The 23,870-nt window shown below is 66.4% G+C and carries 21 protein-coding genes; 3 read left to right on the top strand and 18 right to left on the bottom strand.

All coding sequences use genetic code 11. From position 1 onward, the window contains the following. Nucleotide 1 precedes the first annotated feature (1 nt). The 9 genes from CIMIT_RS01535 to CIMIT_RS01495 all read right to left on the bottom strand — a co-directional run bounded on the left by CIMIT_RS01535 (nucleotide 2) and on the right by CIMIT_RS01495 (nucleotide 9,111). Nucleotides 2-1,201, bottom strand: coding sequence for a glycosyltransferase family 4 protein (locus CIMIT_RS01535; protein ID WP_038588138.1), 1,200 nt, complete (start codon nucleotides 1,199-1,201; stop codon nucleotides 2-4). Between the two features lie 63 nt (nucleotides 1,202-1,264). Beyond that, entirely contained in the window at nucleotides 1,265-1,681 is a 417-nt protein-coding gene (locus CIMIT_RS01530; RefSeq protein WP_038593682.1) for a DUF3592 domain-containing protein, read from the bottom strand. Next, a complete protein-coding gene (gene menD, locus CIMIT_RS01525; RefSeq protein ID WP_038588135.1) occupies nucleotides 1,681-3,297 on the bottom strand; it encodes a 2-succinyl-5-enolpyruvyl-6-hydroxy-3-cyclohexene-1-carboxylic-acid synthase in 1,617 nt (538 codons plus the stop codon). The genes CIMIT_RS01530 and menD overlap by 1 nt, the downstream gene beginning before the upstream one ends. Before the next feature lie 22 nt (nucleotides 3,298-3,319). Next, a complete protein-coding gene (locus tag CIMIT_RS12000; RefSeq protein ID WP_051904709.1) occupies nucleotides 3,320-3,901 on the bottom strand; it encodes a hypothetical protein in 582 nt (193 codons plus the stop codon). A gap of 39 nt (nucleotides 3,902-3,940) precedes the next feature. Then, on the bottom strand, nucleotides 3,941-5,521 hold the full coding sequence (locus tag CIMIT_RS01515) for an SLC13 family permease (RefSeq protein ID WP_038588133.1): 1,581 nt from the start codon (nucleotides 5,519-5,521) through the stop codon (nucleotides 3,941-3,943). A 145-nt stretch (nucleotides 5,522-5,666) separates the two neighbouring features. Continuing rightward, the gene (locus tag CIMIT_RS01510) at nucleotides 5,667-6,629 is read right to left on the bottom strand and encodes an o-succinylbenzoate synthase (protein WP_038588129.1); all 963 of its coding nucleotides are present in this window, start codon (nucleotides 6,627-6,629) and stop codon (nucleotides 5,667-5,669) included. Nucleotides 6,630-6,640: 11 nt separating this feature from the next. After that, nucleotides 6,641-6,889, bottom strand: a complete 249-nt coding sequence (locus CIMIT_RS01505) for a FeoC-like transcriptional regulator (protein WP_038588126.1) — start codon at nucleotides 6,887-6,889, stop codon at nucleotides 6,641-6,643. Next, a complete protein-coding gene (gene feoB / locus CIMIT_RS01500; protein WP_038588123.1) occupies nucleotides 6,890-8,857 on the bottom strand; it encodes a ferrous iron transport protein B in 1,968 nt (655 codons plus the stop codon). It abuts the gene before it with no gap. Next, on the bottom strand, nucleotides 8,854-9,111 hold the full coding sequence (locus tag CIMIT_RS01495; RefSeq protein WP_051904708.1) for a FeoA family protein: 258 nt from the start codon (nucleotides 9,109-9,111) through the stop codon (nucleotides 8,854-8,856). Before CIMIT_RS01495 ends, feoB begins: the two co-directional genes overlap by 4 nt. Before the next feature lie 74 nt (nucleotides 9,112-9,185). On the opposite strand from CIMIT_RS01495, the gene CIMIT_RS01490 reads away from it, so the two are divergent. Then, on the top strand, nucleotides 9,186-10,118 hold the full coding sequence (locus tag CIMIT_RS01490) for a 1,4-dihydroxy-2-naphthoyl-CoA synthase (protein ID WP_038588120.1): 933 nt from the start codon (nucleotides 9,186-9,188) through the stop codon (nucleotides 10,116-10,118). 4 nt (nucleotides 10,119-10,122) lie between these two features. On the opposite strand, the gene CIMIT_RS01485 is transcribed toward CIMIT_RS01490, so the two are convergent. From CIMIT_RS01485 to CIMIT_RS01450, 8 genes are all read right to left on the bottom strand, one after another. Continuing rightward, nucleotides 10,123-10,575 (bottom strand): hypothetical protein, encoded by a 453-nt coding sequence (locus tag CIMIT_RS01485; protein ID WP_141757822.1) that lies wholly within the window; start codon nucleotides 10,573-10,575, stop codon nucleotides 10,123-10,125. Nucleotides 10,576-10,609: 34 nt separating this feature from the next. Beyond that, entirely contained in the window at nucleotides 10,610-11,971 is a 1,362-nt protein-coding gene (locus tag CIMIT_RS01480) for an AAA family ATPase (protein ID WP_038588113.1), read from the bottom strand. Between the two features lie 75 nt (nucleotides 11,972-12,046). Continuing rightward, nucleotides 12,047-13,381, bottom strand: coding sequence for a PepSY-associated TM helix domain-containing protein (locus tag CIMIT_RS01475; protein ID WP_051904706.1), 1,335 nt, complete (start codon nucleotides 13,379-13,381; stop codon nucleotides 12,047-12,049). 157 nt (nucleotides 13,382-13,538) lie between these two features. Further along, entirely contained in the window at nucleotides 13,539-14,957 is a 1,419-nt protein-coding gene (locus CIMIT_RS01470; RefSeq protein ID WP_038588109.1) for an ABC-2 family transporter permease, read from the bottom strand. Continuing rightward, entirely contained in the window at nucleotides 14,954-15,664 is a 711-nt protein-coding gene (locus CIMIT_RS01465; protein ID WP_038588106.1) for an ATP-binding cassette domain-containing protein, read from the bottom strand. The genes CIMIT_RS01470 and CIMIT_RS01465 overlap by 4 nt, the downstream gene beginning before the upstream one ends. A 53-nt stretch (nucleotides 15,665-15,717) precedes the next feature. Next, nucleotides 15,718-16,368, bottom strand: a complete 651-nt coding sequence (locus tag CIMIT_RS01460) for a response regulator transcription factor (RefSeq protein ID WP_038588103.1) — start codon at nucleotides 16,366-16,368, stop codon at nucleotides 15,718-15,720. Beyond that, complete coding sequence (locus CIMIT_RS11995; protein WP_144311791.1) at nucleotides 16,365-17,432, bottom strand: sensor histidine kinase; 1,068 nt, start codon at nucleotides 17,430-17,432, stop codon at nucleotides 16,365-16,367. Before CIMIT_RS11995 ends, CIMIT_RS01460 begins: the two co-directional genes overlap by 4 nt. Before the next feature lie 27 nt (nucleotides 17,433-17,459). Next, the gene (locus CIMIT_RS01450; protein ID WP_038588100.1) at nucleotides 17,460-18,608 is read right to left on the bottom strand and encodes an ATP-binding protein; all 1,149 of its coding nucleotides are present in this window, start codon (nucleotides 18,606-18,608) and stop codon (nucleotides 17,460-17,462) included. A 67-nt stretch (nucleotides 18,609-18,675) separates the two neighbouring features. Between CIMIT_RS01450 and menE the strand changes: the two genes are divergently transcribed. Both menE and CIMIT_RS01440 read left to right on the top strand, forming a co-directional pair. Continuing rightward, nucleotides 18,676-19,824 (top strand): o-succinylbenzoate--CoA ligase, encoded by a 1,149-nt coding sequence (gene menE, locus CIMIT_RS01445; protein WP_038588097.1) that lies wholly within the window; start codon nucleotides 18,676-18,678, stop codon nucleotides 19,822-19,824. 95 nt (nucleotides 19,825-19,919) lie between these two features. Beyond that, nucleotides 19,920-20,633, top strand: a complete 714-nt coding sequence (locus CIMIT_RS01440; protein WP_038588094.1) for a hypothetical protein — start codon at nucleotides 19,920-19,922, stop codon at nucleotides 20,631-20,633. Nucleotides 20,634-20,640: 7 nt separating this feature from the next. On the opposite strand, the gene CIMIT_RS01435 is transcribed toward CIMIT_RS01440, so the two are convergent. Beyond that, nucleotides 20,641-23,820 (bottom strand): alkaline phosphatase, encoded by a 3,180-nt coding sequence (locus CIMIT_RS01435; RefSeq protein WP_051904704.1) that lies wholly within the window; start codon nucleotides 23,818-23,820, stop codon nucleotides 20,641-20,643. Nucleotides 23,821-23,870: the final 50 nt, after the last annotated feature.

Below are 23,870 nucleotides of genomic sequence, written 5' to 3'. Positions count from 1 at the left end.
CCTAAGCCCCGCGCGATTTCCGACGCCTCCCCGCCCACTTCGGCAGGGTGATATCGCGCCCGAAGAGGTTGACCACGTTGCTTCGGTAGCCCGCGCGCGCCTCCTCGTAGTAGCCGAGCAGCTGCTCGCACAGCGCGTCCCAGGTCTTATCCGCCACGGATTCGCGCGCGTTGTGCTTGAGTTCGTCCAGCCGGGCGGGGTCGAGCAGGTAGCGGGCGGCGTCGGGAAGTTCCTCGCTGAAGGTGTCGACCTCGAGCAGCAGGCCGTTTTCGCCGTCCTGGATCAAATCGATCGGCCCGCCGGCCTTCGGACCGATGGTGGGCACGCCCGAGGCCTGCGCTTCCTGGATGGCCTGGCAGAAGGTCTCGAACTCGCCGGTGTGCACGAACAGATCCAGTGAGGCGTACGCCCGGGCCAGCTGCTCACCGGACAGCGCGCCGGTGAAGACAGCCGAGGGCATGAGGTGCTCGAGCGCGTCGCGCTCCGGGCCGTCGCCCACGATGACGAGTTGGATGTCCGGGTCCTGCTCCAGCACCGCCAGGCGGCACACGCTCTTCTCGCTGGCCAGGCGACCGACAAAGCCGACGAGCTTCTTGCGGCCCGTGGGGTCCCACTGGTGCCGCAGCATGTCCGAGCGCTTGGTCGGATGGAACAGCTCAGCGTCTACGCCGCGGCCCCAGCGCTTCACGTTCTTGATGCCGTGGGCCTCCAACTCGCGGATCGCCTCCGAAGACGGCGCGAGGTTGAGCTGGCAGCGGTTGTGGATGTTGCGGGTCCAGTCCCAGGCCAGTGCCGCCACGGCGGAGAGTTGGTATTTGGTGGCAAAGCCCGCCACGTCGGTCTGGTACAGACCGACCGCGGGCACGCCCAGCTGCATCGCGGAAAACGCACCCGCCCCGCCGAGCACGAACGGGCTGGCCAGGTGGATGATGTCCGGGTCAAAGTCCGCGAGCGCAGCGGTGACATTCGTGGTGGGCACGCCGATCGGCAGCGAGTCCACCAGCGGCACGCGCATGGTGGGCACGCGCACGATGGGAAAACCGAGGTAGTCGGCGACTTCCTCCTGGAAGTCGCGCGCGCCCGGGGCGACAATCAGTGCTTCGTGGCCATTGGCCTTGAGGTACTCGAGCACCCGGAGCACCGAGTTGGTTACTCCGTTGATGTTCGGGAGGAATGATTCCGCGACTATTCCGACTCGCATACTTTGCTACCTTCCCATGTCCGTGCGAACACCACTCAACCGCCTGGCAAACTTTGTGATAACTCAACGTGAACGCTGCGGCACCCAGCGGCGCACCGCCAGCCACGCGGCCGCGAACACTATTGTTGCCACCACCGCTACCGAGGCGGCGGGAATGAGCGAGAGCGCCCAGCCGCGCCCCTCCACTTTGACCAGGTTGGGATCGCTCTTCGCGTACGTCACCCAGACCTGCTGGCCCTCCCCCAGCCCCGAGGGGTAGAGCAGCCCGCTCGGCGGGGAAAAGTGCCGGCCTTCGGCGTCCTGGTACTCAATCGAGGTGCGCATGGCGCTGACCCCGGTGACTGTGGCGATGCCGCGCCCGGGATCGGCCATGATGCGCGCGTCGTTCATCGCGGCCCCACCGACCATCGCCACCGCGCCCAGCATGGCGGCCAGGTAGAGCCCCAGCACCAGCTGCCCCGCGCGCCGCTGCCACTGGATCACTTGGTGAGCCTCTGCGCCAGCGCCCGCCGCGTCGCGCGCGTGGTGTCCACCTCGACAATGGTGATCGGGTTGGGCTGCACTTCCAGCTCGATCAAGGTCTCCAGCAACTCCGGCAGGGTGCCTGCGTGCGCGTAGGCCGCCCCATAGGCCTCGGCCAGCTTTTCGACGCCCGCGTCATGGCTCGTCCCGAACACCCGCTCAAAGTCGCGCGCCACCGACTCCGCGCCGGCCTCCAGCGTGTGGAAGATGCCGCCGCCGTTGTCGTTGGCCACCACGATGGTGAGGTTGCCCGGGCGTGGCTCGTCGGGGCCGATGAGGAGTCCGTTGATGTCGTGGAGGAAGGTGAGGTCGCCGACCAGGGCGACGGTGCGCGGAGCGCGGATCTCGTCCGGGTGCAGCGACTGGGTGGCCAGCGCGATGCCGACGGCTTGGGAGAGCGTGCCGTCGATACCCGCGGCTCCGCGCGCGGCATAGGTCGACACGCCGTCGAAAGGCATGCCCACCATGCTCACGTCGCGCACTGGATTGGAAGCGCCGACAACGAGCGTGTCGCCCACACCGAGTGTGTCGCACACCGCGGCCGCAACGTGCATGCCTGTCAGCCCGAAGTTGTCCTCCTGCAGCGCATCGCGCACGGTCTGGGCGCCGACCTCGCCCGCGGCCTCGCAGATCTTGATCCAGCTGTCCGTGGGCTGGCCCGTGGCATTGACCCTTGAGCCGCGGCGATCCGGCTGGCCGGTGAAGGTCTCGGTGCGCGAGATACCGATGACCTCGATATCCGGGTCAGCCATCAGCGCCATGACGTCGCGGTGCAGGGTGGGGTGCCCCACCACGATGAGCTGCTCCGGCTTGGTCTCCGCGGCGAAGTCGCCGCCGTCGTGAGAGATTGCCACCTCACTTTTAGCAAAGAAGCGCGCCGCCAGCGGGTGCACCTGGTGGAAGGGGGCGGGCGCGGTCGGCTCCGCGATGGTGGGCACGTGCTCTAGGCCGGGCACGTCCCAGGCTTCGTCTCCGGCGATGACCAGGGTGTTGCGAGTCAGATCCACGTCCACTGCGCCGTGGTCGGCCCAGGTAGGCGCGGTCTCAAGTCGGCCCGGGCCGACCCGGCGCGGCTCGCCTACCGGGGCGGGCAGCGTCTCGGGTACGAGCGGGGTGTCCAGCGCGACGTTGATGTGCACCTGGTCGGCGGCAAAGGAGACGGCCTCGGCCTCCTCGCGCGTTGCCACCTGCTGGGTGGCGGCGTAGCGGCCGAAGATACCGTCTTGCCAAATGGTTTGCGAGGCCCCCGTGCCCACCAGGTGGGCGGGCCGGTCCGCACTGATGATCGCCAACGGGGTGTGCGACATGTGCGCCTCCACCACGGCGGGCAGCGCATTGGCTACCGCGGTGCCGGAGGTCATGACCACGCCGACGTGGCGGCGCTGCACACGCGCGAGGCCTAAGGCGGTGAAGGCGGCCGAGCGCTCGTCGATACGCATGTGCACGCGGATGTCCCGGCGCGCCAAGAGTGCGTACGCGAGCGGCGAGTTGCGCGAGCCCGGGCTCATGACCACGTCGGTGACGTTGTCTGCCAGGCGTTGGGCGATGATGCGGGCCAGCTCAAGCGATTCCATGGTGGCCTATTCTAGCCCGCGCCTATTGGCCCTGGAGCAGCCCTTCGGCCCCCTGGCGCAGCTCGTCAAAGATGTCCTGGGCGCTCTCGCGCACGTCGTCGGGGACCTCCACCGGCGGTGCCTCGGGCAGCTCAGTGGGAAGTGGCTCCTCGCGGTCTGCGTCGCGAGTGTCCCTGCTGTCGCGGTCGCCGAAGAGCGAGGGCCGCTTCGTAGTAGTCGCGGTCGTGGTGATGGTTTCCGTCTGCGTATTCGTCACGGTCACCGGCGGCTTCGAGGCCTCAGCGGAAGCGCCCCGCCACAAGAAGAATAAGACGATGCCGGCGGCCAGCGCGATGGCGAGCAGGACGCCGAGCACCGTGGCCAGCGTGTTGGAGCGCTCCTCCGGCGCGGGCGGCGGGCCGGGCGGGTTCGGCTGCGTGTACTGGGGCTGCTCGTACTGCCCGTAGTCGTAGTACTGCTCCCGGTACTGGTCCCGGTAGGGCTGCTGCGGGTACTCCGGCTGCTGCTGGCGTGCTTGCTCGGCAGCGTCCGGGAAATACTGCTTCGGGCGGGGTTTGCGCGGTTCTTCCTCCGGAACGCCAAACTGGCGCGTCTGGTTATCCATGCAGATAGCCTAACGCGCCAGTTGTAGCGGGGTTGTAATCTACAGCACCAACCCGAAGACGGGGACTGCGAGGAAGTAGGTGGCCAGAGCAATCAGGACCAGTGCGATGGCGTTGAGCCACACGCCGCCCTTGATCATCTCGCCCATGGTGACGTAGCCCGAGGAGTACGCGATGGCGTTCGGCGGGGTCGCCACCGGCAGCATGAAGGCACAGGTTGCGGACAGCGCGACCGGGATGGCCAGCAGCAGGATGTTCATGTCGGTGGCCTCGGTCAGCCCGATCCCCACTGCGACGCCGCCCATGATCGGCAGGAAGGTCGCCGCGGTTGCGGTGTTGGAGGTCAGCTCGGTGAGGATGAGCACCAGCGCGGCGATCGCGAAGATGAGCAGGAATGTCGGTAGCACAGCCAGTCCCTTCGCTGCTTCACCGATCCACAGGGACAGGCCGGTAGAGGTGAACATTGCGGACAAGGACAGGCCGCCGCCGAAGAGCAGGAGTACGTCCCACGGCATCTCATTCGCGGTCTCCCAATCAAGCAGGCGCTTGCCGTTCTTCATGCCCGGCACGATGAACATGAGCAGGCCGGCGATGATGCCCACGATGGCGTCGTGGTAGGGGAAGTCCCACCCGTAGTGGTCGCGCGCCAGCGGCAGGAAGACCCACGTCAGGGCCGCGAGCGCGAAGATGATGCCGGCGGCGATCTGCGCGAAGGTCCAGGGGCCGAGCTTGCGGATCTCGTCCTGGATCAGCTCACGGCCGCCCGGGATCTGGTCAATCTCCGGCTTGAACACGGTGATCAGTACCAGCCATGCGATGACGGTGAACACGATGGCCACCGGCATACCAACGATCATCCACTGCCCGAAGCCAATGTTGATGTCGTGGGCTTCCTTCATGTAGCCCTGCAGCAGCGCGTTCGGCGGGGTACCGATCAGGGTGCCCAACGAGCCGATAGACGCGGAGTAGGCAATGGCGAGCATGAGCGCGGTAGCGAACTTCTTCTGGTTCTGCATCCCGCCCACGGAATCGGCGGTGAGCATGAGCACCGAGGTGCCGATCGGCAGCATGACCACGGCGGTTGCCGTGTTAGAGACCCACATGGACATGAAGCCGGTGGCCAGCATGAAGCCTAAGATGATGCGCTTTGGGCTGGTGCCGACGATCTTGACCACCACGAGCGCGAGTCGGCGGTGCAGGTTCCAGCGCTGCAGGCCAAGCGCCATGAGGAAGCCACCCATGAACAGGAAGATCGTGGCGGAGGCGTAGGGGGAGGACACCTTGGAGAACTCCGCCACGCCCATGACCGGGAAGATGGCAATGGGCAAAAGCGCGGTCGCAGCCAGCGGGATCGCCTCGGTCATCCACCACACGGCCATAAGCGCGGTGGTTGCTGCAACGACTCGCATCGCCTGTGCGGTGTACTCCGCTTCCGGGTCAGCACCGGAGGACTGGGCGACCGTCTCAGGCGCGTTCGCCGGGAAGATAAACCAAATGAGCGCGGCCAGCGCCACGCCCACAATCAAGCCGATGAGTTGTCGGCGCCATTCGCCTGGTTCTGGGGCTTTGGCCAGATCACCATCCGACAGCGCGGAAGAATCGTGCACAACGGGGGTAGACATGCCCCACCTACTTTCCTACCGTTCCAATACAGCGTTTACAGGGTGTTTGGTGTGATTTTTCACATTCACCTGTACTGAAAATTTTAACGCACCGGGTGTAAAACCAAACATTTGGGCAGTGGCTCCCCCGCGTACCCCACACCTGCTACCCCCGTATGTAGGGGAGGCATGCACGCACCCGCTGGAACCACCACGTTTCGCGTTCGGGTGCCGCACGCAGGCCGTGGAGGCGCTCCGGGTCGGGGGTGGTGCGGCGGACGGTGAGGCGGCCGTCGACAAGCGGACGCGGCTCGGCGACGTCTTCCACGAATAGGTTTTGCGTGGCCAGCCCGGCCGCGCGCGAGCCGGTGAGCTTCGCCGCGACCAGGCCGGCGTCCATGCCGACCGCCGTATCGAGCGCGCTGGCCACGGTGATGTCCAGGCCCAGCTCACGCGAGATGCGCGCCAAAGGCCGCACTCCCCCGAGCGGGGCGACCTTGCACACGGCGACGTCCGCCGCGGCCAGCTCGGCGACGCGGTAGGGGTCGCTGGCGCGGCGGATCGACTCGTCCGCCGCGATCGGGGTGCGCACGCGCCGACGCACCTCGGCGAGCTCCTCGACGCTGCCGCAGGGCTGCTCGACGTACTCCAGCTCCGCGATGCGGGCGAAAGCCGCGATCGCCGCGCAGGCCTCGTCGACGCTCCAGGCCCGGTTGGCGTCGACCCGCAGGCGCGCGTCGGGGCGCAGGGCGTGGACGCGGGAAAGGCGCGCGGTGTCGTCGGCAAGCGACTGGCCTGGCTCGGCCACCTTAATCTTGAAGGTGGACACCCCTTGCGGGTAGCGCGCGAGCACCGCCTCGACCTGCTCGGCGGGCACGGCGGGGACGGTGCCGTTGACCTCGACTGTGCCTGTGGCTTCGGGCAGGCCCTCGAATGCGGCCTCGATCCCGGCGCGCAGCCAGGCAGCGGATTCTTTCGGCCCGTACTCGGTAAAGGGCGCGAACTCGCCCCAGCCGGCGGGGCCGTCGATAAGCAGGGCTTCGCGGGTGGTGATGCCGCGGAATCGCACGGCCATGGGGAGGGCGACGACGTGCGCGCGCTCCAGGATTTCTTCAGCGGTGGGCAACATGCCCTCGCATGTTAGCGCCGCCCCAGCACCAGGGCCACCGGCCCTTGCGATGCTTGGCACGCGCCCTTGGCCGGGCAGCCGCCGCAGCCGCCCGCGCAGGAATCCTGCAGGTACTCGCGCTGCAGATGCCCAAGGGCCTCCAGCTTTTCGACGACCGCGTCCACCGTCTCCCGCCGCACCCCTGCCCGCGCGGCGATGTCGGCGCGGCTGACGGCACCGTCCTCGATGGCGGACATGACTGCGCGCATCGGGCTCGCCATTTACAGCACCACCTTGAGGATCTGGAAGGCGCCGACCGCCAGCACCCACGCCATGGCGAGCTGCAACACGAAGCCGAAGACGGTCCACTTCAGCCCAATCTCGCGGCGCTGTGCGGCGAGCGTGGCCACGCACGGGGTGTAGGCGAGCAGGAAGAGCATATAGGCCCACACCGCGGCGGTGGCGTGTCCGCCGGAAGCGGCGTCGAAGTCCTCGCGGATGGCGGCCGCCAGCGAGGCGTCAGTTGTCTCGATGGCCGCAGCTGCGTCCTCAGTGGTGCTGGTACCCGCGGTCACCGGCTCGCCCAGCCCGTAGGTCTGCGCCCAGCTGGAGATCACGGCCTCCTTGGCCACGAACCCGGTGATCAAGGGGCCGGCGAGCGACCAGGAGTCGAAGCCCGCGGGCGCGAAGACTGGGGCGATGGTCTCGGAGACTGCGCCGTAGACCGACTCCTGGGGTGCGACCTCGCCGAAGGCGGGCGCGTCGTCGGCGGCGAAGTTCGCGGGCGTGGACTGCAGCGCCCACACCGCGACCACGGTGATCACGATGATCTTGCCCGCGGTTTCCAAGAAGCCGCGCAGGCGCACCCACATCACGCTCAGCGCCAGGCGCGCGCCCGGCAGCTGGTAGGCCGGCAGGTCGATGACGAGCGGGGCCGCACCCATCGTGGCCCACAGGACGCGGCGCAGCACGATGCCGGTGCACACCACCAGCGCGATAGAGATCAGGTACATCAGGAAAACGACCGAGCCCGCGTGCTCCGGGAAGAAGGTCGCCGCCAGCATGACGTACACGGTCAGCCGGGCCGAGCAAGACGTAAAGGGCACGAGCAGCGCGGTGAGCAGCCGGTGGCGCTTATCCCCCAGCACGCGCGTCGCGGAAATGGCGGGCACGTTGCACCCAAAGCCCACGATCAGCGGGATGAACGCCTTGCCCGGCAGCCCCATCGCGCGCATCACACGGTCGGCAACCACGGCCGCACGCGCCATGTAACCGGAGTCTTCCAGCACCGCCAGGCACAAAAACATGAGCGCCATCAGCGGGGCGAAGGTGAGCACCATGCCCACGCCGCCGATCAGCCCGTCGATGACCAGGCCCTGCAGCCAGCCGATATCGGGCAAAAGGCTCGCGGCCACACCCGAGACGGGCCCCGTAAAGAAGGCCTCGAGCCCATCCTGCAGCGGCGCGGCCACCGTGGTGGTGATCTGGAAGACCAGCCACATCGCGGCGAGGAAGATCAGCGGCCCGGCGACCGGGTGCAGCACGAGTTTGTCGATGCGCTCGGTTGTGGTCTCTCGGGGCTCGTCGCCAAGCTTGGCGCGCTCGAGCGCCGCATCGACCCACGCGAAGCGGGCGTCTGCCAGGGCAAACTCATCTGCTTCTTCGGTGGGGCGCAGGGTGTAAGCGGGCAGGGCCAGTTGCTTCTCGACGCTTACACGCAGCCTTCCCACCTCCCGTTTGCGCGGATCCACCGCGACCACGGGCACGCCGAGCGCGGATGCCAGCGCCGCCGGGTCCACCGGCACGCCAGCAGCCTCGGCCACATCCATCTTGGTCAGCGCGATCACGATGCGGTACTCCACTTCCGCCAGCTGCGCGACCATGTAGAGCCCGCGCGCAATATTGGAGGCGTCGACCGCCACCACGACCAGGTCGGGGCGCTCGGTCGCGGGGCGCTCGAGCAGGAGTTCGCGGGTGAGCTCCTCGTCGGGGCTTTGCGGATCGAGCGAATACGCGCCCGGAAAATCGATGACGTTAAACGCCTCACCCTCGTGCTTCCACACGCCGCGGGAGACCTCTACGGAGGTGCCCGGCCAGTTGCCTGTCTTCACCTTCGCGCCAGTCAGCGCGTTGAAAAGGGTCGACTTGCCCGCGTTCGGCGCGCCGATGAGCGCGACGGTGGGCTGGCCTTTCACCGTGCCGTTGGGGGCTGGCGCGCAGCAGGAGGGCACGGTGTGCAGCTCGCTCATCGGGCTTCAACCTCAATTTGGCGCAGCGCCTCGGTGCCGAGCGCGTAGCGGGTGCTGCCAAGTTTGACCACGCGGCCACCGCCGGAGGTCTTTTGCGCGATGGTGACTTGCGCGCCGGGGCGCAGGCCCAGCTCGCTGAGTCGGCGGGTTGCTTGGGGTGCGGCGTTGACGGCGCAGATGGTGGCGCATTGGCCGACGTGGACGTCGCAAAGCGGGCACAGCGTGGGGGTTGCGGTGATGGTCTGGGATCTCATAGTTCCATTAAACTCCCCAATGGTTTAGGTAAGCAATACCTAACCTGCATACGGGGGTAGGTAGGCTCTCCCCCATGAGTTACACCACTGACCAGCCCTTCGACCCCACCCAGTGGCGCAGCGTCGAAGGCTTCGACTTCACCGACATCACCTACCACCGCCACGTGGGCGAAACCCGCGCCGACGGCATCGTGCGCATCGCCTTCGACCGCCCCGAAGTGCGCAACGCGTTTCGCCCCCACACGGTCGACGAGCTCTACCAGGCGCTCGACCACGCGCGTCGCGATCCCTCCGTGGGCGTAATCCTGCTGACCGGCAACGGGCCGAGCGAGAAGGACGGCGGCTGGGCCTTCTGCTCCGGCGGCGACCAGCGCATCCGCGGCCGCTCCGGCTACCAGTACGCGGGCGGCGAGACCGCCGAGACGGTGGACACTGCGCGTGTGAAGGCGGAGGGCGGGCGCCTGCACATCCTGGAGGTGCAGCGCCTGATCCGCACGATGCCGAAGGTGGTCATCGCAGTGGTGGGCGGCTGGGCCGCCGGCGGCGGGCACTCGCTGCACGTGGTCTGCGATCTGACGATCGCCTCCCGCGAGGAGGCGCGCTTCAAGCAGACGGATGCCGACGTCGGCTCCTTCGACGCCGGCTACGGCTCCGCGTACCTGGCCAAGATGGTGGGCCAGAAGTTCGCCCGCGAGATCTTCTTCCTCGGCCGCACCTACGGCGCGGAGGAGATGCAGCGCATGGGCGCGGTGAACATCGTCGCAGATCATGGGGCGTTGGAGGACGAGGCCATCCAGGTCGCGCGCGAGATCAACGGCAAGTCCCCCACTGCGCAGCGCATGCTGAAGTTCGCGTTCAACCTTGTCGACGACGGGCTCATGGGCCAGCAGGTCTTCGCCGGTGAAGCCACGCGCCTGGCCTACATGACCGACGAGGCCGTCGAAGGCCGCGACTCGTTCCTGGAAAAGCGCGACCCGCGCTGGGACGAGTTCCCGTTCTACTACTAGGGGTTTAAGGAGTTGTGGTGGGGGCGTATGCCCTCAGCCCTGCGTCATAAGTCCAGATCTCGCAGTCAATCTGCAACCGGTTCTGGTACATATTGGCTTCAACCAGGATCGACAGATCGCCCCCACCGACTCGCTCTTGGGCAAGGTCGTACCAGGTTCTTTGGGAATTGGCACCGTCGAGGAAAGAGCGGAGAAACGACTCTCCCCACTCGAAGTCGTGCAGAACCCATGGAGCTTCACGTTCACAAATACTCTCGAGCATTTTGCCGAATCGCTGAGCAATATCACGCCGACTATCACCGTTTTTGATCTGGGCGATGTGGTTCCCCGTCTCGATGACCGTCGTCACCGGTAGCACGAACTGAACCGAATTATCCTCCTGAAGTGCAACAAAGTCCTGTTGCGCTTTCTCCATGTCCTGGTTCTTGCCCGGTATGCGCAAAAGGTTGCTCAGCACACTGGTATCGATAAAGATCGCACGTCGGGACATCTCAAGCCCCGCTTTTAATACCGAATAGTGTATTCAGATCCGCGAAGCGTGTTTCAGTCGATGAATCATCGATGAGCTTGCCATCCGAAACTGCCTTGCCAAGAGATTGCTTCGACAGCTCTCGGGTGTAGTCGGGCAGATCTTGCAACTGGCTCACGTGACTTTGCCCCGTCTGTTCATCGCGGAAGCAGACGAGCACACTGTCATTGAATCGCCCCTCGATGCCGTCAAGGATCGCCGTACTGTGAGTGGTCACCAGGCACTGCGTCCCCTTCTCTGCCACCGCTGCCTCGAGTAGCGAGATGATTCGCTGCGCCTGCGAGGGGTGTAGGCCATTCTCAATCTCCTCGATAACCAGCTGCACTGCAGGACTGGGCCCGTTTCCGACCGCGACTCCCGGCAAGTTCACATCCAGGTTGTCCGTCGGTGACTTCAGCGCTGTCGCAATAGCGAGAAAACGCAATAAGCCGTCGCTCATTTCTCTGGCGGGTGTCCGGCCCGAAGCTTTTTCAGCCAAGGCGAGCATCACGTCCCCCAGATCAGAACTGGAGAAACTCAATCCTTGAATGTTCTTTCCGGCGACGTCGCTCACAAGCTGCTCGATCTCCGCAAAGATCTCGGGCGTACTCTGCTGAACCTGTAGGAGCGTGGCTGAAAGATTCTCGCCGGTGCGCCGCAGCTCATCATTGCCCTTAGGGACGTAGTTTCGCATCAGAGAAGGAACTGGGTCGAGGTGGTACACAGACTGCAGCACCCCCCGCACAGTCTCTGCCGCTTCAATGACCGATTTCTCGGCTCGGTTGGAGCCAGGCAGGGTCTGCAGAATTTGCACGAGGATCAGCCTGGTATCGCGGAAATGGAAGCTTGGATCTGCTCCTCGCTTACCGCTGAAAACCTCTGCGGTAATAAACGCAGCAGCATTCTCTTGCTTCTTCGTCTGAAACAAGCTTGCATGTGGCGATTTGGTGCCACTTTTCACGCTTAACCCCGGCCCAGTCAGCTTCTCGGATACCAGCCGAAGTTCGGGCTCCACCTGGACCTCGACATCGTAAACGTACTGATCCTTCGTCGCAGGATTCACCACTGTGCAGCCGATAGAAAAGCTCTTTGCTCCATGCGGCGCACACCCCCGGGAACCTCCGCGCACTGGCCCTCGAATAGATCCAGCCCCGTCCAGTGCCTCGACCATGTCTAGGCCTGTTGCAAGTCGGGCGAGCACTTCGAGCCCATCCAAGACGTTCGATTTACCGGAACTGTTCAGACCCGTCAGAAATGTCACAGGCCGGATAGGCACCACAGCATCATGGAACGACTTGAAAGCGCCTAAACGTAGCTCACTGAGATGCGCTGTATCCGCACTCAACGTCCAGCCTCCTTATCCATCAGGCTATTTCCGTTAGAAGCATAGTGGAACAGGCCCCACAAAGAAGTTGGGAAACTAGGCCGCGTATGCGCCCCGACGCCTTGCCAGCAGACGGTCGGCCACCAGCATCGCGACGAAGCTCACCCCGAACAGCGGCAGGAACGCCCCGACGGCGACGGTGAACACTGCGAGCACAGCCCAGTCGGTACCGGTCAGGTCTGCCCGGCCGGGCACGCCTGCGAGCGCGCCCTTCGTCGGGCGGCGACGCCACCACAGCATGTAACCCATGACAATCATGGCGCAGATCCCCACAGCCAGGGCGAAGAGCGCGAGCTGGAGCGGCAGGCCGAACATCACGCCCATGTGCAGGTAGATGCCCCAGGACGTGAGCTTGGAGAACAGCGGGAGCTCAGAAAACGGCAGCTTATCCACCACTTCGCCGGTCGCCCCGTTGACGCTCACCGCGTCGGAGGTAATGCGGCCGGGGGTCCAGCGCTCGCTGGCCTGCCATGCCTGCGAGGTGTCCTCCGGGATGAACAGGCGCAGTTGCCCGGTCAGCCCTTCAGCGCGGGCGGCGTCCAGTACGACAGCAGATTGCTCTGCGACCTGCTGGTCAGTCAGCGGATTCCCCGGAGTGCTGCTGACCGTGGTCTCGATTGGCTCCGCGTCGCCGCCGAGCCATTCGACAGTCTTATCCACGTTTTGCCCCGCAAACAGGGACCAGGTGATGCCGGTTGCGGAAAGGGCAAGCATTCCGACGAGCAGCCAGGTGCCCACCACGCCGTGCAGGTTCAGCACGCGACGGCGCTTGCCCGAGGTGTTTTTCAGTCCAGTGAACACCTTCTTGCCGGCGGTGCGCCACCACAGGTACAGGCCACCAAGCGCGATGACCCACAGCCAGCTAGCCGCCAGCTCCGAGTACAGCTCACCCGGCGTTCCCAGGTGGAGGTTCTTGTGCAGCGCGGAGATCCAGTGACGCATTGGCAGCTCACCCACGCCCGAGTAGCTCAGCTCGTCGCCGATCACAGCACCAGTGTGGGGGTTCACGAAGACGCTGCGTAGCTCGTCGTTGTCGGCGATCGATTCGTCGATGAGCAGCACGCGCGTCGACTCGGTTGGAGTGGAAGAGGGCCAGACCTGCGCGACCTCCATCTCGGGGTGCGAAGCCTGCGCGGCGGCAACCTGGTCGGCAAGGGGCGTGGAAGTTTCTTGCGTCTCGACGGTGAGCACATCACGGTAGAACACGTTCTCCATCGTGGGAGCTAGCGCGTAGAGGCCGCCGCTGATGGCAGCGACGAGGATGAACGGGGCGACGAGGAGCCCTGCGTAGAAGTGGATGCGGCGAACGAAGGCGGGGAGCCCGCTCCTCGGTGAGCGATGCGTACTCAAAGCCTCCGCCGGTTTTCGCATCGCCGCTTTTGTTGGTGCTGTCACATTCATACTTTCGGTTGATCGTGAGGGACACCAAGTAGTCGCAGATCACATCTCTCCGGTTCCCTCGGGGGTAAACTTTCGTCGTTTTACCTGTTTACAGCGAGCGCTCCCCTACCCCCGCCGCAGGCGGTCTTTATGAACGCCCAGCCCGCTGCCCCACCAGCACCCGGCGCGCGCCAGCCCACGCCCCGGCCACAAGCACTACCCCGCCCACGAGCGCGACCCCCACGCGCAGCGGGCTGGTCGCGGTCTCGGCCCAGGCCGGCACGGCGAGCACCCACAACCAGCTGCCCGCCAACACGTCGCCGCCGATGGTTACGGAAAGCACGGTCCACGCAAGCGTCGCCGCGAGCGTCCACGCAATACCGAAGCGCGCAGTAATAGCCAGCGCACACAGGGCGAGCGCGCTGGTCGTCAGCAGCGCGATAACAGCACCGATGAGCCCGATTCCGCCGGTCAGCGCCCCGAACAGCACCACGAGCGCCACCACCGCGCACACCCACGCCAGCAGCGCGGTCGCCACGCGCGGGTGTTCGACGCGCATGAGCTGCCACGCGGGTCGCAGCCGCGGCCACACTAGAGTGGGCAGCAGTCCCGCGCCGACCGGCAGGATCAGGTAAATACTCAACGCGCGCCGCACGTCGACGGGGTAGCGCATCGCCACCAGCATCACCAGCGCAGTGAGCAGGAGCAGCACGCTTAACGACGCCACACTCCCCGCCCTTTGCACACCCCGCAGCGCCGCTACGAAACTCACGTGCGGCGGGCGCGTCACTGCATGCCGCGACTCCTGCGGAGCGGCCACGACGTGTGTGGTCTTGCGCCGCATGCGCTGCCTACGCGGTGGCGTCCACACCGCGCACACAGCACCGACCGCGGCGAGCAAGAGGCACAGCGCGAGCGGCGCCCACGGCGACTGGCCGTCCAGGGCAGAGCCGGGGTCCAGCGGCAGCAGGTTGAATTGCAGCCCCATCAGTGGCAGTTCGAGGCGCAGCGGCCAAGCTGCGGGGTTGGCCCACCACCATTCGCGGTCGCAGAAGTACCCGAGCTCGACCTGGTAGAGCAGCGCAACGAGCAAGGTGGGCAGCATCCCGATCCGACGCACCAGTGCGGCAGCTACGCCAGCCACACCGCACATACCGACCCAGACGGCGGCACCGACGGCGAACACCGCGCCTACGCCATCAAGTCCGAAGACGGAGGCAACCAGCCAGTTCACCCCGAAGTCCGCGAAGCAGAACGCACCGAGCGCAGTCCACACGAGAACGAGGCGAGCCGCGCGCACCCGGCGCGGGTCCACCGGACGCCAATCGGTCCCACCAGAGCGTGCCTTGCGCTCGCGGGCCTCCACCACGCCGGCAAACAGTGCCGCAACCGGCGCGGCAAGGGCGGTAACCAAAAGCCCCTGCCAGTTCATTAGGTCGTGCGCGGTCTCGACCTGGCCCGCGAGCGAAAAGGCGGCAAAAACACAGCCGAGCAGTAGGCCCATCCCGGCGAGCCACCACAGGGTCGAGCCACGCGAGCGGATCCATTCAGAGCGCAGGTAGTTCACCGGGCTCCCCCGTTCCCGTCGGAGGTGAGCCGGAAGAAGGACTCCTCCAGGTTCGGGCCCAGCTCGGCAAGCTCACCTGCAAAACGCACCTCGCCGCCGGCGATGACGGTGGCGTCGACGGCCATGTGCAGGACCTCACCGAGTTGGTGGGAGCTAACCAGCACGGTGCGCCCCGCTGCGGCGTATTCGCGCAGGTAGACGCGCAGGTGGGCGATGCCTTCGGGGTCGAGGCCGTTCTGGGGTTCGTCGAGAATGAGCACCTCGGGCTCGCCGAGCAGAGCCTGCGCCAGCGCCAGCCGGCCCTTCATACCGGTGGAGAACGCGCCCGCCTTCTTCTTACCCGCGTCCTGCAGCCCCACAAGTTTCAGAACGCGGTCCGCCTCCGACTCGGGCAGGCCGAGCAGTGTGGTGTGCACACGCAGGTTGTTGCGAGCGCTCAGGTGGCTGTAGAAGGCGGGGTCGTTGATGGAGGCTCCCACGTGGCGCAGATTCGCCCGTGCAAAGGGCTGACCCATGAGCGTGACCTCGCCGGCGTCGGGCGCGAGGAGCCCGAGCAGGGCCTTCATGAGCGTCGACTTGCCCGCACCGTTGGGCCCGAGCAGGGCGTGGACGCGGCCGGGGGTGGTGAGCAGGGAGACGTCGGTAAGCACGCGGTGGCTGCCGTAGGAAACGGACACGCCCTCGCAGGCCAGCTGTGATGAAGTCATGCCCCCGATTCTCGCGACCCGACGCCGACGCCACATCGCCCCGCGGGCGGAACTTAGCTCCTCCCGTGGGAGGAGATGCCGGCGCGCTGCGCGATGAGCACCAGCGCGATCCGGTCGCGCGCGCCTAATTTGGACAGCAGGCTGGACACGTGCGTTTTCACGGTGGTCTCCGCGATGTACAACTGCTGCGCAATCTCGGCGTTGGTTGCCCCGCGGCCGACCTCGGCGAGCACGTCCAGCTCGCGGGCGGTGAGCCCGTCGATCTGTGCCCTGGCCGGAGGCTCGCCTGCCCCTTCGCGCGCCCACTGCATCACACGCCCCGTTACCCCGCTGGCCAGGACGGACTCGCCACTCGCGACGGTGCGTACCGCGTCCGCGAGCACCTCCGGGTCAGCGTCTTTGAGCAGGAAGCCGTGGACGCCGGCGGCGATGGCGGACTGGATCAGCGCGTCGTCGTCAAACGTGGTCAGCATCATCACACGCGTGCCCAAGGGCAGGATTTCCGACGCCGCCGCGATCCCGTCGAGCACCGGCATGCGAATATCCATCACCGCCACGTCGATGCGGTGCGCCCGCGCTTGCTCCACCGCTTGGGCCCCGTCCTTTGCTGTGGCAACCACCTCCATATCCGGCTGCGTGGAGAGGATGGTGGACAGGGCGGAGAGGAGGAGCAGTTGGTCGTCGGCAAGCAAGATGCGAATCATCGGCCCAGCTCCGCGCGCACAATAAAGGTGTTTCCGTGCTGCATGGTCTCAAGCGTGCCACCCGTGCTCGCCGCGCGCTCGCGGCAGCCCTCGAGGCCTGTGCCGGTGCCGGGCCGTGGACGGATCGGCCCGGTCGAGGTGATGGTCACGGTGCACCGCTGCCCCGCATCGACTCGCACACGCACCTCCGGGTCCTGTTGGTGGCGCGCGGCGTTGGTCACGGCTTCGGCGACGATGCGGTAAGCAGCCACGCTGCTCACGGCGGGGACCTGCGGCAGGGTGCCCTCAAGCGACACGTTGACCCCCGCCTCCTGGAAGCGGCGCAGAAGCTCTGGCAGCTCCTCAGCGCCAGCGGTCGGCGAGAGCACTACGCCCCCGTCGCGCAGACCCCGCACGAGCTGTCGCATGTCTGCAAGCGCAGCACCCGCCTCTTGGCTGATCTGCGTCAGCGTTTCGCGCTCGTTGCCCGCCGCGAGCCCCGCGTTGGCCTGCACCTTGATCAGCGTGAGCGTGTGCCCCAGAAGGTCGTGCACATCGCCGGCAATGGCCAGCCGCTCATCCTCGCGCGCCTTGTGTAGCCGCTCCCGCTTGGCCCGATCCTCTTGCGCCAGATTCGCCGCCACCAAATACGCCACCGCGCACACCGCCCAATGCGCCGCAAGCGTGAGCCCCCAGTCGATCCCGCGCCGGTAGAACAGGACAAGACTCTCGTCCCACGTCCACATAAACGGCGAGGCAAAGGACCACGCCATCGCCGCGGCAAGCACGCCGTAAGCGAAGCGCCCGCCCGCAAACCTCCGCGCGACGAACACGGCGACCGGCACGGCGAGCACCCACACCGTGTAGCCCAGGTTGATCGGCGCGAGCATCCACACCGCCGACCAGGTCGCGTTCAGGGCAATCATGCTTGCCGACGCCCACCTCACCCGCGCCCGCAACGCCCCGAACGCCGCGACGAAACCCCAGGACAACAAAGCTTGCGCCCACCCGAACACGTCGCTCGGGTCCGCACACGCGCCGACGGTGTATACCAGCGCCAGCACTGCGGCAGGTGCGGCGAGCACTGCGTCGACCGTACGCCACCGCACCGCTCACAGCCCCCGCACGAACTCGGCGAAACCCGGCGCGGTGAACTCCAGGTAACCGTAACTAGAGGTGTCGATGAGCCCCTTGTCTAGCAGGGAGCGTCGCGCCATGCTCAGGTCGTTGGATTCGCGCCCCATTGCCTCGGCGATCGCGCTGCGTTTGACAGGCCTGTCTCCGACAGCCTCACCAGTGGCAGCCATGGCGCGCAGCATCCGCGCTTCCGCGGGTGTGGCCTTCTTCCAGCGGGCGCGGAAGAAGGTCTGGCGCATCTGGTTGAAACCCTCGCCCGCTGCCTCAACTTGCGGCACTTCCAACACGGTGCCGGGACCGGGGAAGCCGGCGGCGCGCCATGCCTCATCACCGATCACCTGCATGAAGTAGGGGTAGCCGCCCGCGAACCCGAGTGCCGCCTCGAGTGCCTCGGCGGACCAGCGGACCCCCTTCGCCGCGGCGAGGCTATCCAGCGCGTTGCTCGCCTGCGCGTGGGTGAGGTTGTGCAGGTGCTGGTAGCCGAAGCGTTCGGCGAAGCTCACCGCGTCCGTCACCACGTCCTGGGTGTGGCTCAGGCCTGCGGTGTAGGCGGCCATGGGCAGGTCGCGCTGCTCGGACTGCATGTGTTGCCAGGCGTAGGCGAGCGCTTTGATGCCGTCGGCGTCCGCGCTCTGGATCTCGTCGATGAACAGCACGAGCCCGCGGGAGCGCTCTTGAGCCGCTTCGCCTGCGGCGGCGAGCAGTTTTTGCAGCCGGCGGCCCTGGCTGCCCGTCTCCGGGCTCGTGCGCGGGGCCGTCCCGCTCACGGAGACGCCGGCGACTTCGACTTTTGCGGAAGTAATGAGGGTGCGCAGGGCGTCGACAAGCGAGCCCTGCCAGGTGCTGGAGACCTCTTCGAGCGCTTCCACGAGCGCCCCGAGCAGCGGCCCGTCGCCCGCGGTGACCCAGAGCGTGTCGAAGCCCTTGGCCGCGGCGTCGGCTTGCGCGGCGCGCAGGAGGCTCGTTTTGCCCACGCCGCGCGGGCCGGCGAAGACTTGGATGCGGCCGACAAAGCGCGGCTCGACGATGATGAAGGCGAGGTCGCGGCGGATGTCTTCAAGGATCTGCTCGCGGCCGAAGACTTCGGGCGCGATTTCGCCTGGGGTGTACGGGCTGGGCTGCATGCCACCTTTATACCTCTTTATGACTCGCCGAGTCATAAAGAGGTATAAGCACTGCTAGGCTATTTCCGTGACCAAGCGCCTTGAGATCCTGCCCGTCGACCCCGCAAACCCGCTGGCGATTATGCCCGCCCTCGAGGAGGCGCTCACCGGCCAGCGCGCGCTTTTGCCCGTGCCCGCCGACGACCCGACGCGCGCGGACCTGCTGCGCAACACGCAGGGCGTGGGCCAGCCTATCGACGATGACGTGGCGCTTGTCGTCGCCACCTCCGGGTCCACGGGCCGCCCCAAGGGTGCCCTACTCACCGCGGCAAACCTCATTTCCAGCGCGGACGCGACCCACCAGGCACTCGGCGGCCAGGGTCAGTGGCTGCTTTCCATGCCCGCCGCCTACATCGCGGGCATCCTGGTGCTGGTACGTAGCATGGTCGCGGGTGTCGAGCCCGCCTACCTGGATCTTTCCCACGGCTTCAGCATCAACCAGTTCGCCGAGCGCGCCGAGGAGCTCGCGGCGACCGGCGAGCGCTGCTACACCGCCATCTCGCCCCACCAGCTGGCCAAGGCCACCTCGAGCCTGCAGGGCATCGATGCTTTACGACGCTTCACCGCCGTCCTCGTCGGCGGCGCCGCCACCAACCCGCGCCTTTTGGATTCCGCGCGCAAGCTGCGCATCAACGTGGTGACCACCTACGGCTCCTCGGAAACCGCGGGCGGCTGCGTCTACGACGGCACCCCGATCGCGGGCGCGCGCGTACGCGTCGACGGGGGCCGCATTATCCTTGGCGGCCCGATGGTGGCCAAGGGCTACCGCGGCCGCGTGGAGCCGAACCCCTTTACCACTGACGCCGACGGCCAGCAGTGGTTCACTACCTCCGACGCCGGCCACATCGATGGCGGCACCCTTACCGTCGAGGGCCGCCTGGACAACGTGATCTCCTCCGGGGGCTTCAAGCTGCAACCGGAGGTGCTCGAGCACTTCCTGCTTGCCCAGCCCGGCGTGACCGGTGCCTGCGTCGTCGGCGTGCCCGACGAGCGCTTCGGCCAGCGCATCTGCGCCGCCTACACCGGCTCCGCGTCAGTCGCCGAGCTGATGGACGCGTTCGAGGACCTGCCCCGCTGGCAGGTGCCAAAGGAGCTGCGCCCCATCCCCGCACTCCCCCAGCTGGGCCCGGGCAAGGTGGATCGCGCGGCGGTGGCGGAGCTCTTCGGCGGGCGCTAGTTTTTCCGCTAGTTTTTCCGCGTTTACGCTCTCGCAACACGGTGTCCTGCACACTTTGGGCTGTACATACCCATCCCTCACCCAAGGAGGACACCATGAAACGTCTCACCGCTTGCGTCGCCGCATCCGCGATCGCGCTTTCCGCATTCGCCACACCCGCGCATGCCGCAACCGTCGCCGAGAAGGACAAAGACGGCACCTGTGCGGTCAGCCTCACTGCCGGCGAGAAGCAGTTCATCTCCTCGCTTTTCGACGAGTCAAAGGCCATCGGCGAGCACGAGCAAGCCCGCGATTTCGTCGCCGCAGTCGAGTCCGTCTACCCCGGCGTCATCGCGGAAAACGAGAAGGCACTCAAGGGCGAGGAGGCTGACTGGACCAAGGTGCTGCCGGCCCAGCTCGTTGAGAAGTACGCGAGCGCGCAGAAGACGCTGAAGGAGACCCAGCCGACGACGGAGCGCACGCTGGAGGACATCAACACGGATTCCTGGCACGTCGGCCCCGAGACGAAGCCCCTCGAGCTGCCCTTCGCTGTAGCGAAGAGCGACGCCGCACTGTACGACGCCTGGTCGACCACGCCTGCCGGGAAGATCGCGATCAAGCAGATGCAGCTTAGCGACGCCGACGTCGCCGCTGCCGCAGCCTGCGCCAAGGGCACCCAGGCGAATGTGGAATACCCCACCGCGAAGCCAGATCTGAACGTTCCAGCCATCATCGGTGGGGTCGTCGCAGCGCTGTTGGCGCTGCTCGGGCTGCTTACCCTGCCACAGCTCGGCCTGAAGCTGCCGAAGCTACCGATGCTGGGCAAGTAAGTAGCGCTTAGAACTTGGCGATCGGGCCGAGCACCCTATCTACATGCTGCGGCAGCAGCAGGGCGATCAGGGACAGCAGGCCCGCCAGACCCGCGATGGTCAGCAACGCGATCAGCCACGGCGACTCGGCAGAGGAGCCAGTGGTGGTACCCGGCTGCTCGTCGGCCTGCTTCATCTTGTTCTCGAAGGTGAGGTTGTGGTTGATCGGGTCGATGCCGAGCGCGTTCAGGCTGGCGAAGAAGAGGTCAGTCTGGTCGATCTGGCCGGTCAGGTTGGCCGCACCCGGGCCGGAAGCTGCGACGCGCAGCTGGGCACCGGTGTGCTGCTGGCCGCCGAGGGCGTCCTCGTCCTCGTTGGTCTTAGAGGTGGCGAAGTTGACCGCCATGGTGGAGCCTTCGACCGTGGTCAGCTGGGTCACGCGGCCAGCGGTGTTGCTGTCCTCGTAGGTGATCTGCGCGGTGTGTGCGTGATCTGCGGTCGCGACGATGAGGGTTTCCTCACCGGTCTTCTCCACCCACTGCTGCACGGCCTGGACGGCCTCGTCGAGCTGGCCAACCTCGCCGATCAGGCCGCAGGCGTCTGCGTCGTGGTCGGCCTTATCCGGGGAGGCGGACTCGACCTGGAGCAGGAAGCCCTTGTCATTCTGCAGCAGCTCCAGCGCCTTGGTGGTCATGTCTGCCAGACGCGGGGTCTCCGCGGTGAACTCCGGGTTTGCCACACACGTCGCCGGAGCCATGTCGCCGCCGTCGGTGGTCGGGATGGACTGGTTCAGCGTACGCGGCATGTTGCCCTCGGAGAACAGGCCCAGCACCGGCTTTTCTGCGTCTGCCTTGTCAACGGCGTTGAGCTCGGAAAGATTGGTCGCGACCTGGTAGCCGTTGTCCTTCGCGTTCTCCAGCACCGTCTTGCCTGCGGTCCAGGTGTTGCCGTCCTCGCCCCACTGGCCGCCCTGCACGACCTCGGTGTTGAAGTACTTCATGCCGCCGCCGAGAGTGACGTCGGCGCGCAGGTCGACGATCTGCTCCGAGATGGAGCCGAGGCCGCCGTTCTCGCGCAGCTGCTCGCCCTGCGCCACCTTCTTATCACCAGACGGCGCGTAGTAGGAGCGATCAAGCGCGTGTGCGGCAAAGGCCGCCGGGGTGGCGTCCTGGATCTCCGCAGTGGAGACGTTACCGATCTTCATGCCCTTCGCCTTGGCCAGCTCGCCGAGGGTAGCAACCGGCTTGCCCTTGCTATCGACGCCAATCGCGCCATTGTAGGCCTTCACGCCAGAGTTCCAGGCGGTGCCGGTCGCGGCGGAATCCGGGACGTAGTTCGGCAGGCCGGTCTCCTTGTCCAGGGAGAAGGTGGTCAGGTAGCCGGTGTAGTCCAGGTTGTCCAGGCCGTCGAAGCGGCCCGCGGAACCCTTCAGGTAGTTGCGGGCGGCAGTGATTTCGGAGTCTCCCGTGCCGTCGCCAATCAGCAGCACAACGTTCTTCGCCTTCGCGTTATCGATGCCCTGACCGGCGGTGCCGAACTGGGCGCAGTCGCCGACCTTCGGTGCGGCACCTTCAGAGACGAGGTAGCACAGCTGGTCGCCCGGCTTCGCCTTGGAGCGGGTAGCCAGCGACATGACCTTGTTACCCTTGTTGATCTCCCACGGATCCTGACCGCCCTCGGTGCCGCCGTTGAGGCCGAGCGCGTTCGCCATGACGTAGAAAGCGTCAGTCTGGTCGAGCTGACCGTTGACGTTCTCGGAGCCCGGGCCGAAGCCAGCGATGCGCACCTGGGTGCCGGTGTGCATCATCGACTTGGTCTCCAGCTCGCCGCTTTCATTGATGGACCACGGCTGGGTGCCGAAGCCGACGGACATCACCGCGCCGCCATCCTTCTGCGACTTCAGACGGGTCACTGCGGATACCGACGGACGGCCGTCCGGCACGATCTCTGCGGTGTGTGCGTGGTCAGCCGTGACCACGATGAGCGTGTTCTTGTCCTTCTTGGCAAAGTCGAGGGCTTCCTTGATGACCTCGTCGATCTGCTCCGTCTCACCGATCATGCCGCAGGCGTCAGCGGCGTGGTCCGCCTTGTCGATGGAGGCAGACTCCACCTGGAGGAAGAAGCCCTTGTCGGACGAGGGGTCGTCGAGAAGCTCGATTGCCTTCTTCGTCATCTCCGCCGCCGTAGGCTCGTTGCCGGTGTCCTGCGGGGTGCAGGTCTCCGGCTCCTTGTCGGTGGCGTTGCCCGGGACGGTCTGCTCGTAGCGGCGGGTCATGTTGCCGTCGTTGAACAGGCCGAGGACCGGCGCGTCCTGGTTAGCCACGGTGATCGCGTCGAGGCCAGCCTTGTCATCGACGATGGTGTAGCCCTTGGCCTCCGCGTTCTCGCGCACAGTCTTGCCGGCTTCCCACTCCGCGCCGCCGTCGTGCTTCTCGGTGAGGAAGGGGTTACGGTTCTCGCCGCCCGCCTGCACCTCGGTGTCGAAGTACTTGCGGCCGCCGCCAAGGGTGAGGTCCGCGCGGGTGTCGATGATCTGCTCGGAGATCGAGCCCAGGCCGCCGTTCTCACGCGCCTCCTTGCCCTGCACGACCTTCTTCTCGCCCGACGGCGCGTAGTAGCCGCGCTGGGAAATGTGCGAGTGCATCGCGCCCGGCGTGGCGTCCTGGATCTCGGCGGTGGAGACGTTGCCGGTGCGCATGCCGGCGTTCTTCGCCATCTCAATCAGGTTCTCGTGCGGTGTGCCCGCCGCGTCGACAGAGAGCGCACCGTTGTAGGTCTTCGCGCCGGTGGACCAGCCGGTGGCGGACGCCGCCGAGTCGGTCACGTACTGGCGCTTGCCCTCCTGGGAGACGGCGAAGGTGGTGTACGCACCCGAAGCCGTCAGCTCGTCCAGGCCCTCGAAGCGGCCGTTCGCACCCTTGAGGTAGTTACGCGCTGCGGTGATCTCCTGGTGGCCCATGCCATCGCCCAGGATGAAGATCACGTTGCGGGCCTGGGCGTCGGTGTTGCCCTGCCCGCCCTTGCCAAACTGGGTGCAATCCCCCGGCTGCGGGACGTGCACCAAGTTGCCTTTAGCATCAAGGGTCACACAGGACTCTTTGCCGTTAAAGTTCTGCTCTGCCGGTGCGGCGGAAGCTGTGGGGAGACTCGCCAGAGCCAGCGCGGAAGCGCTGACCACGGCGGTCAGAGTTTTAAACGGAATACGCATGTGGGGTTCCTTCACATGAAAAGCCAAGAAAATTGGATGGTTGTTCAACC

It is taken from the genome of Corynebacterium imitans (assembly GCF_000739455.1).
GTDB classification, from domain to species: domain Bacteria; phylum Actinomycetota; class Actinomycetes; order Mycobacteriales; family Mycobacteriaceae; genus Corynebacterium; species Corynebacterium imitans.
The sequence above is the reverse complement of the archived record's forward strand: the minus strand, read 5'-3'. Positions and strand labels throughout refer to the sequence as shown.

What these genes read in the sequence shown, in the direction of transcription:
- CIMIT_RS01460 (WP_038588103.1), bottom strand. Translation starts at nt 16,368, where the DNA reads ATGATTCGCATCTTGCTTGCCGACGACCAACTGCTCCTCCTCTCCGCC.
- CIMIT_RS01475 (WP_051904706.1), bottom strand. Translation starts at nt 13,381, where the DNA reads ATGCGAAAACCGGCGGAGGCTTTGAGTACGCATCGCTCACCGAGGAGC.
- CIMIT_RS12000 (WP_051904709.1), bottom strand. Translation starts at nt 3,901, where the DNA reads ATGGATAACCAGACGCGCCAGTTTGGCGTTCCGGAGGAAGAACCGCGC.
- CIMIT_RS01515 (WP_038588133.1), bottom strand. Translation starts at nt 5,521, where the DNA reads ATGTCTACCCCCGTTGTGCACGATTCTTCCGCGCTGTCGGATGGTGAT.
- CIMIT_RS01535 (WP_038588138.1), bottom strand. Translation starts at nt 1,201, where the DNA reads ATGCGAGTCGGAATAGTCGCGGAATCATTCCTCCCGAACATCAACGGA.
- CIMIT_RS01505 (WP_038588126.1), bottom strand. Translation starts at nt 6,889, where the DNA reads ATGGCGAGCCCGATGCGCGCAGTCATGTCCGCCATCGAGGACGGTGCC.
- CIMIT_RS01495 (WP_051904708.1), bottom strand. Translation starts at nt 9,111, where the DNA reads ATGAGATCCCAGACCATCACCGCAACCCCCACGCTGTGCCCGCTTTGC.
- CIMIT_RS01435 (WP_051904704.1), bottom strand. Translation starts at nt 23,820, where the DNA reads ATGCGTATTCCGTTTAAAACTCTGACCGCCGTGGTCAGCGCTTCCGCG.
- menD (WP_038588135.1), bottom strand. Translation starts at nt 3,297, where the DNA reads ATGGAATCGCTTGAGCTGGCCCGCATCATCGCCCAACGCCTGGCAGAC.
- CIMIT_RS01450 (WP_038588100.1), bottom strand. Translation starts at nt 18,608, where the DNA reads ATGCAGCCCAGCCCGTACACCCCAGGCGAAATCGCGCCCGAAGTCTTC.
- CIMIT_RS01510 (WP_038588129.1), bottom strand. Translation starts at nt 6,629, where the DNA reads ATGTTGCCCACCGCTGAAGAAATCCTGGAGCGCGCGCACGTCGTCGCC.
- feoB (WP_038588123.1), bottom strand. Translation starts at nt 8,857, where the DNA reads ATGAGCGAGCTGCACACCGTGCCCTCCTGCTGCGCGCCAGCCCCCAAC.
- CIMIT_RS01440 (WP_038588094.1), top strand. Translation starts at nt 19,920, where the DNA reads ATGAAACGTCTCACCGCTTGCGTCGCCGCATCCGCGATCGCGCTTTCC.
- CIMIT_RS01465 (WP_038588106.1), bottom strand. Translation starts at nt 15,664, where the DNA reads ATGACTTCATCACAGCTGGCCTGCGAGGGCGTGTCCGTTTCCTACGGC.
- CIMIT_RS01490 (WP_038588120.1), top strand. Translation starts at nt 9,186, where the DNA reads ATGAGTTACACCACTGACCAGCCCTTCGACCCCACCCAGTGGCGCAGC.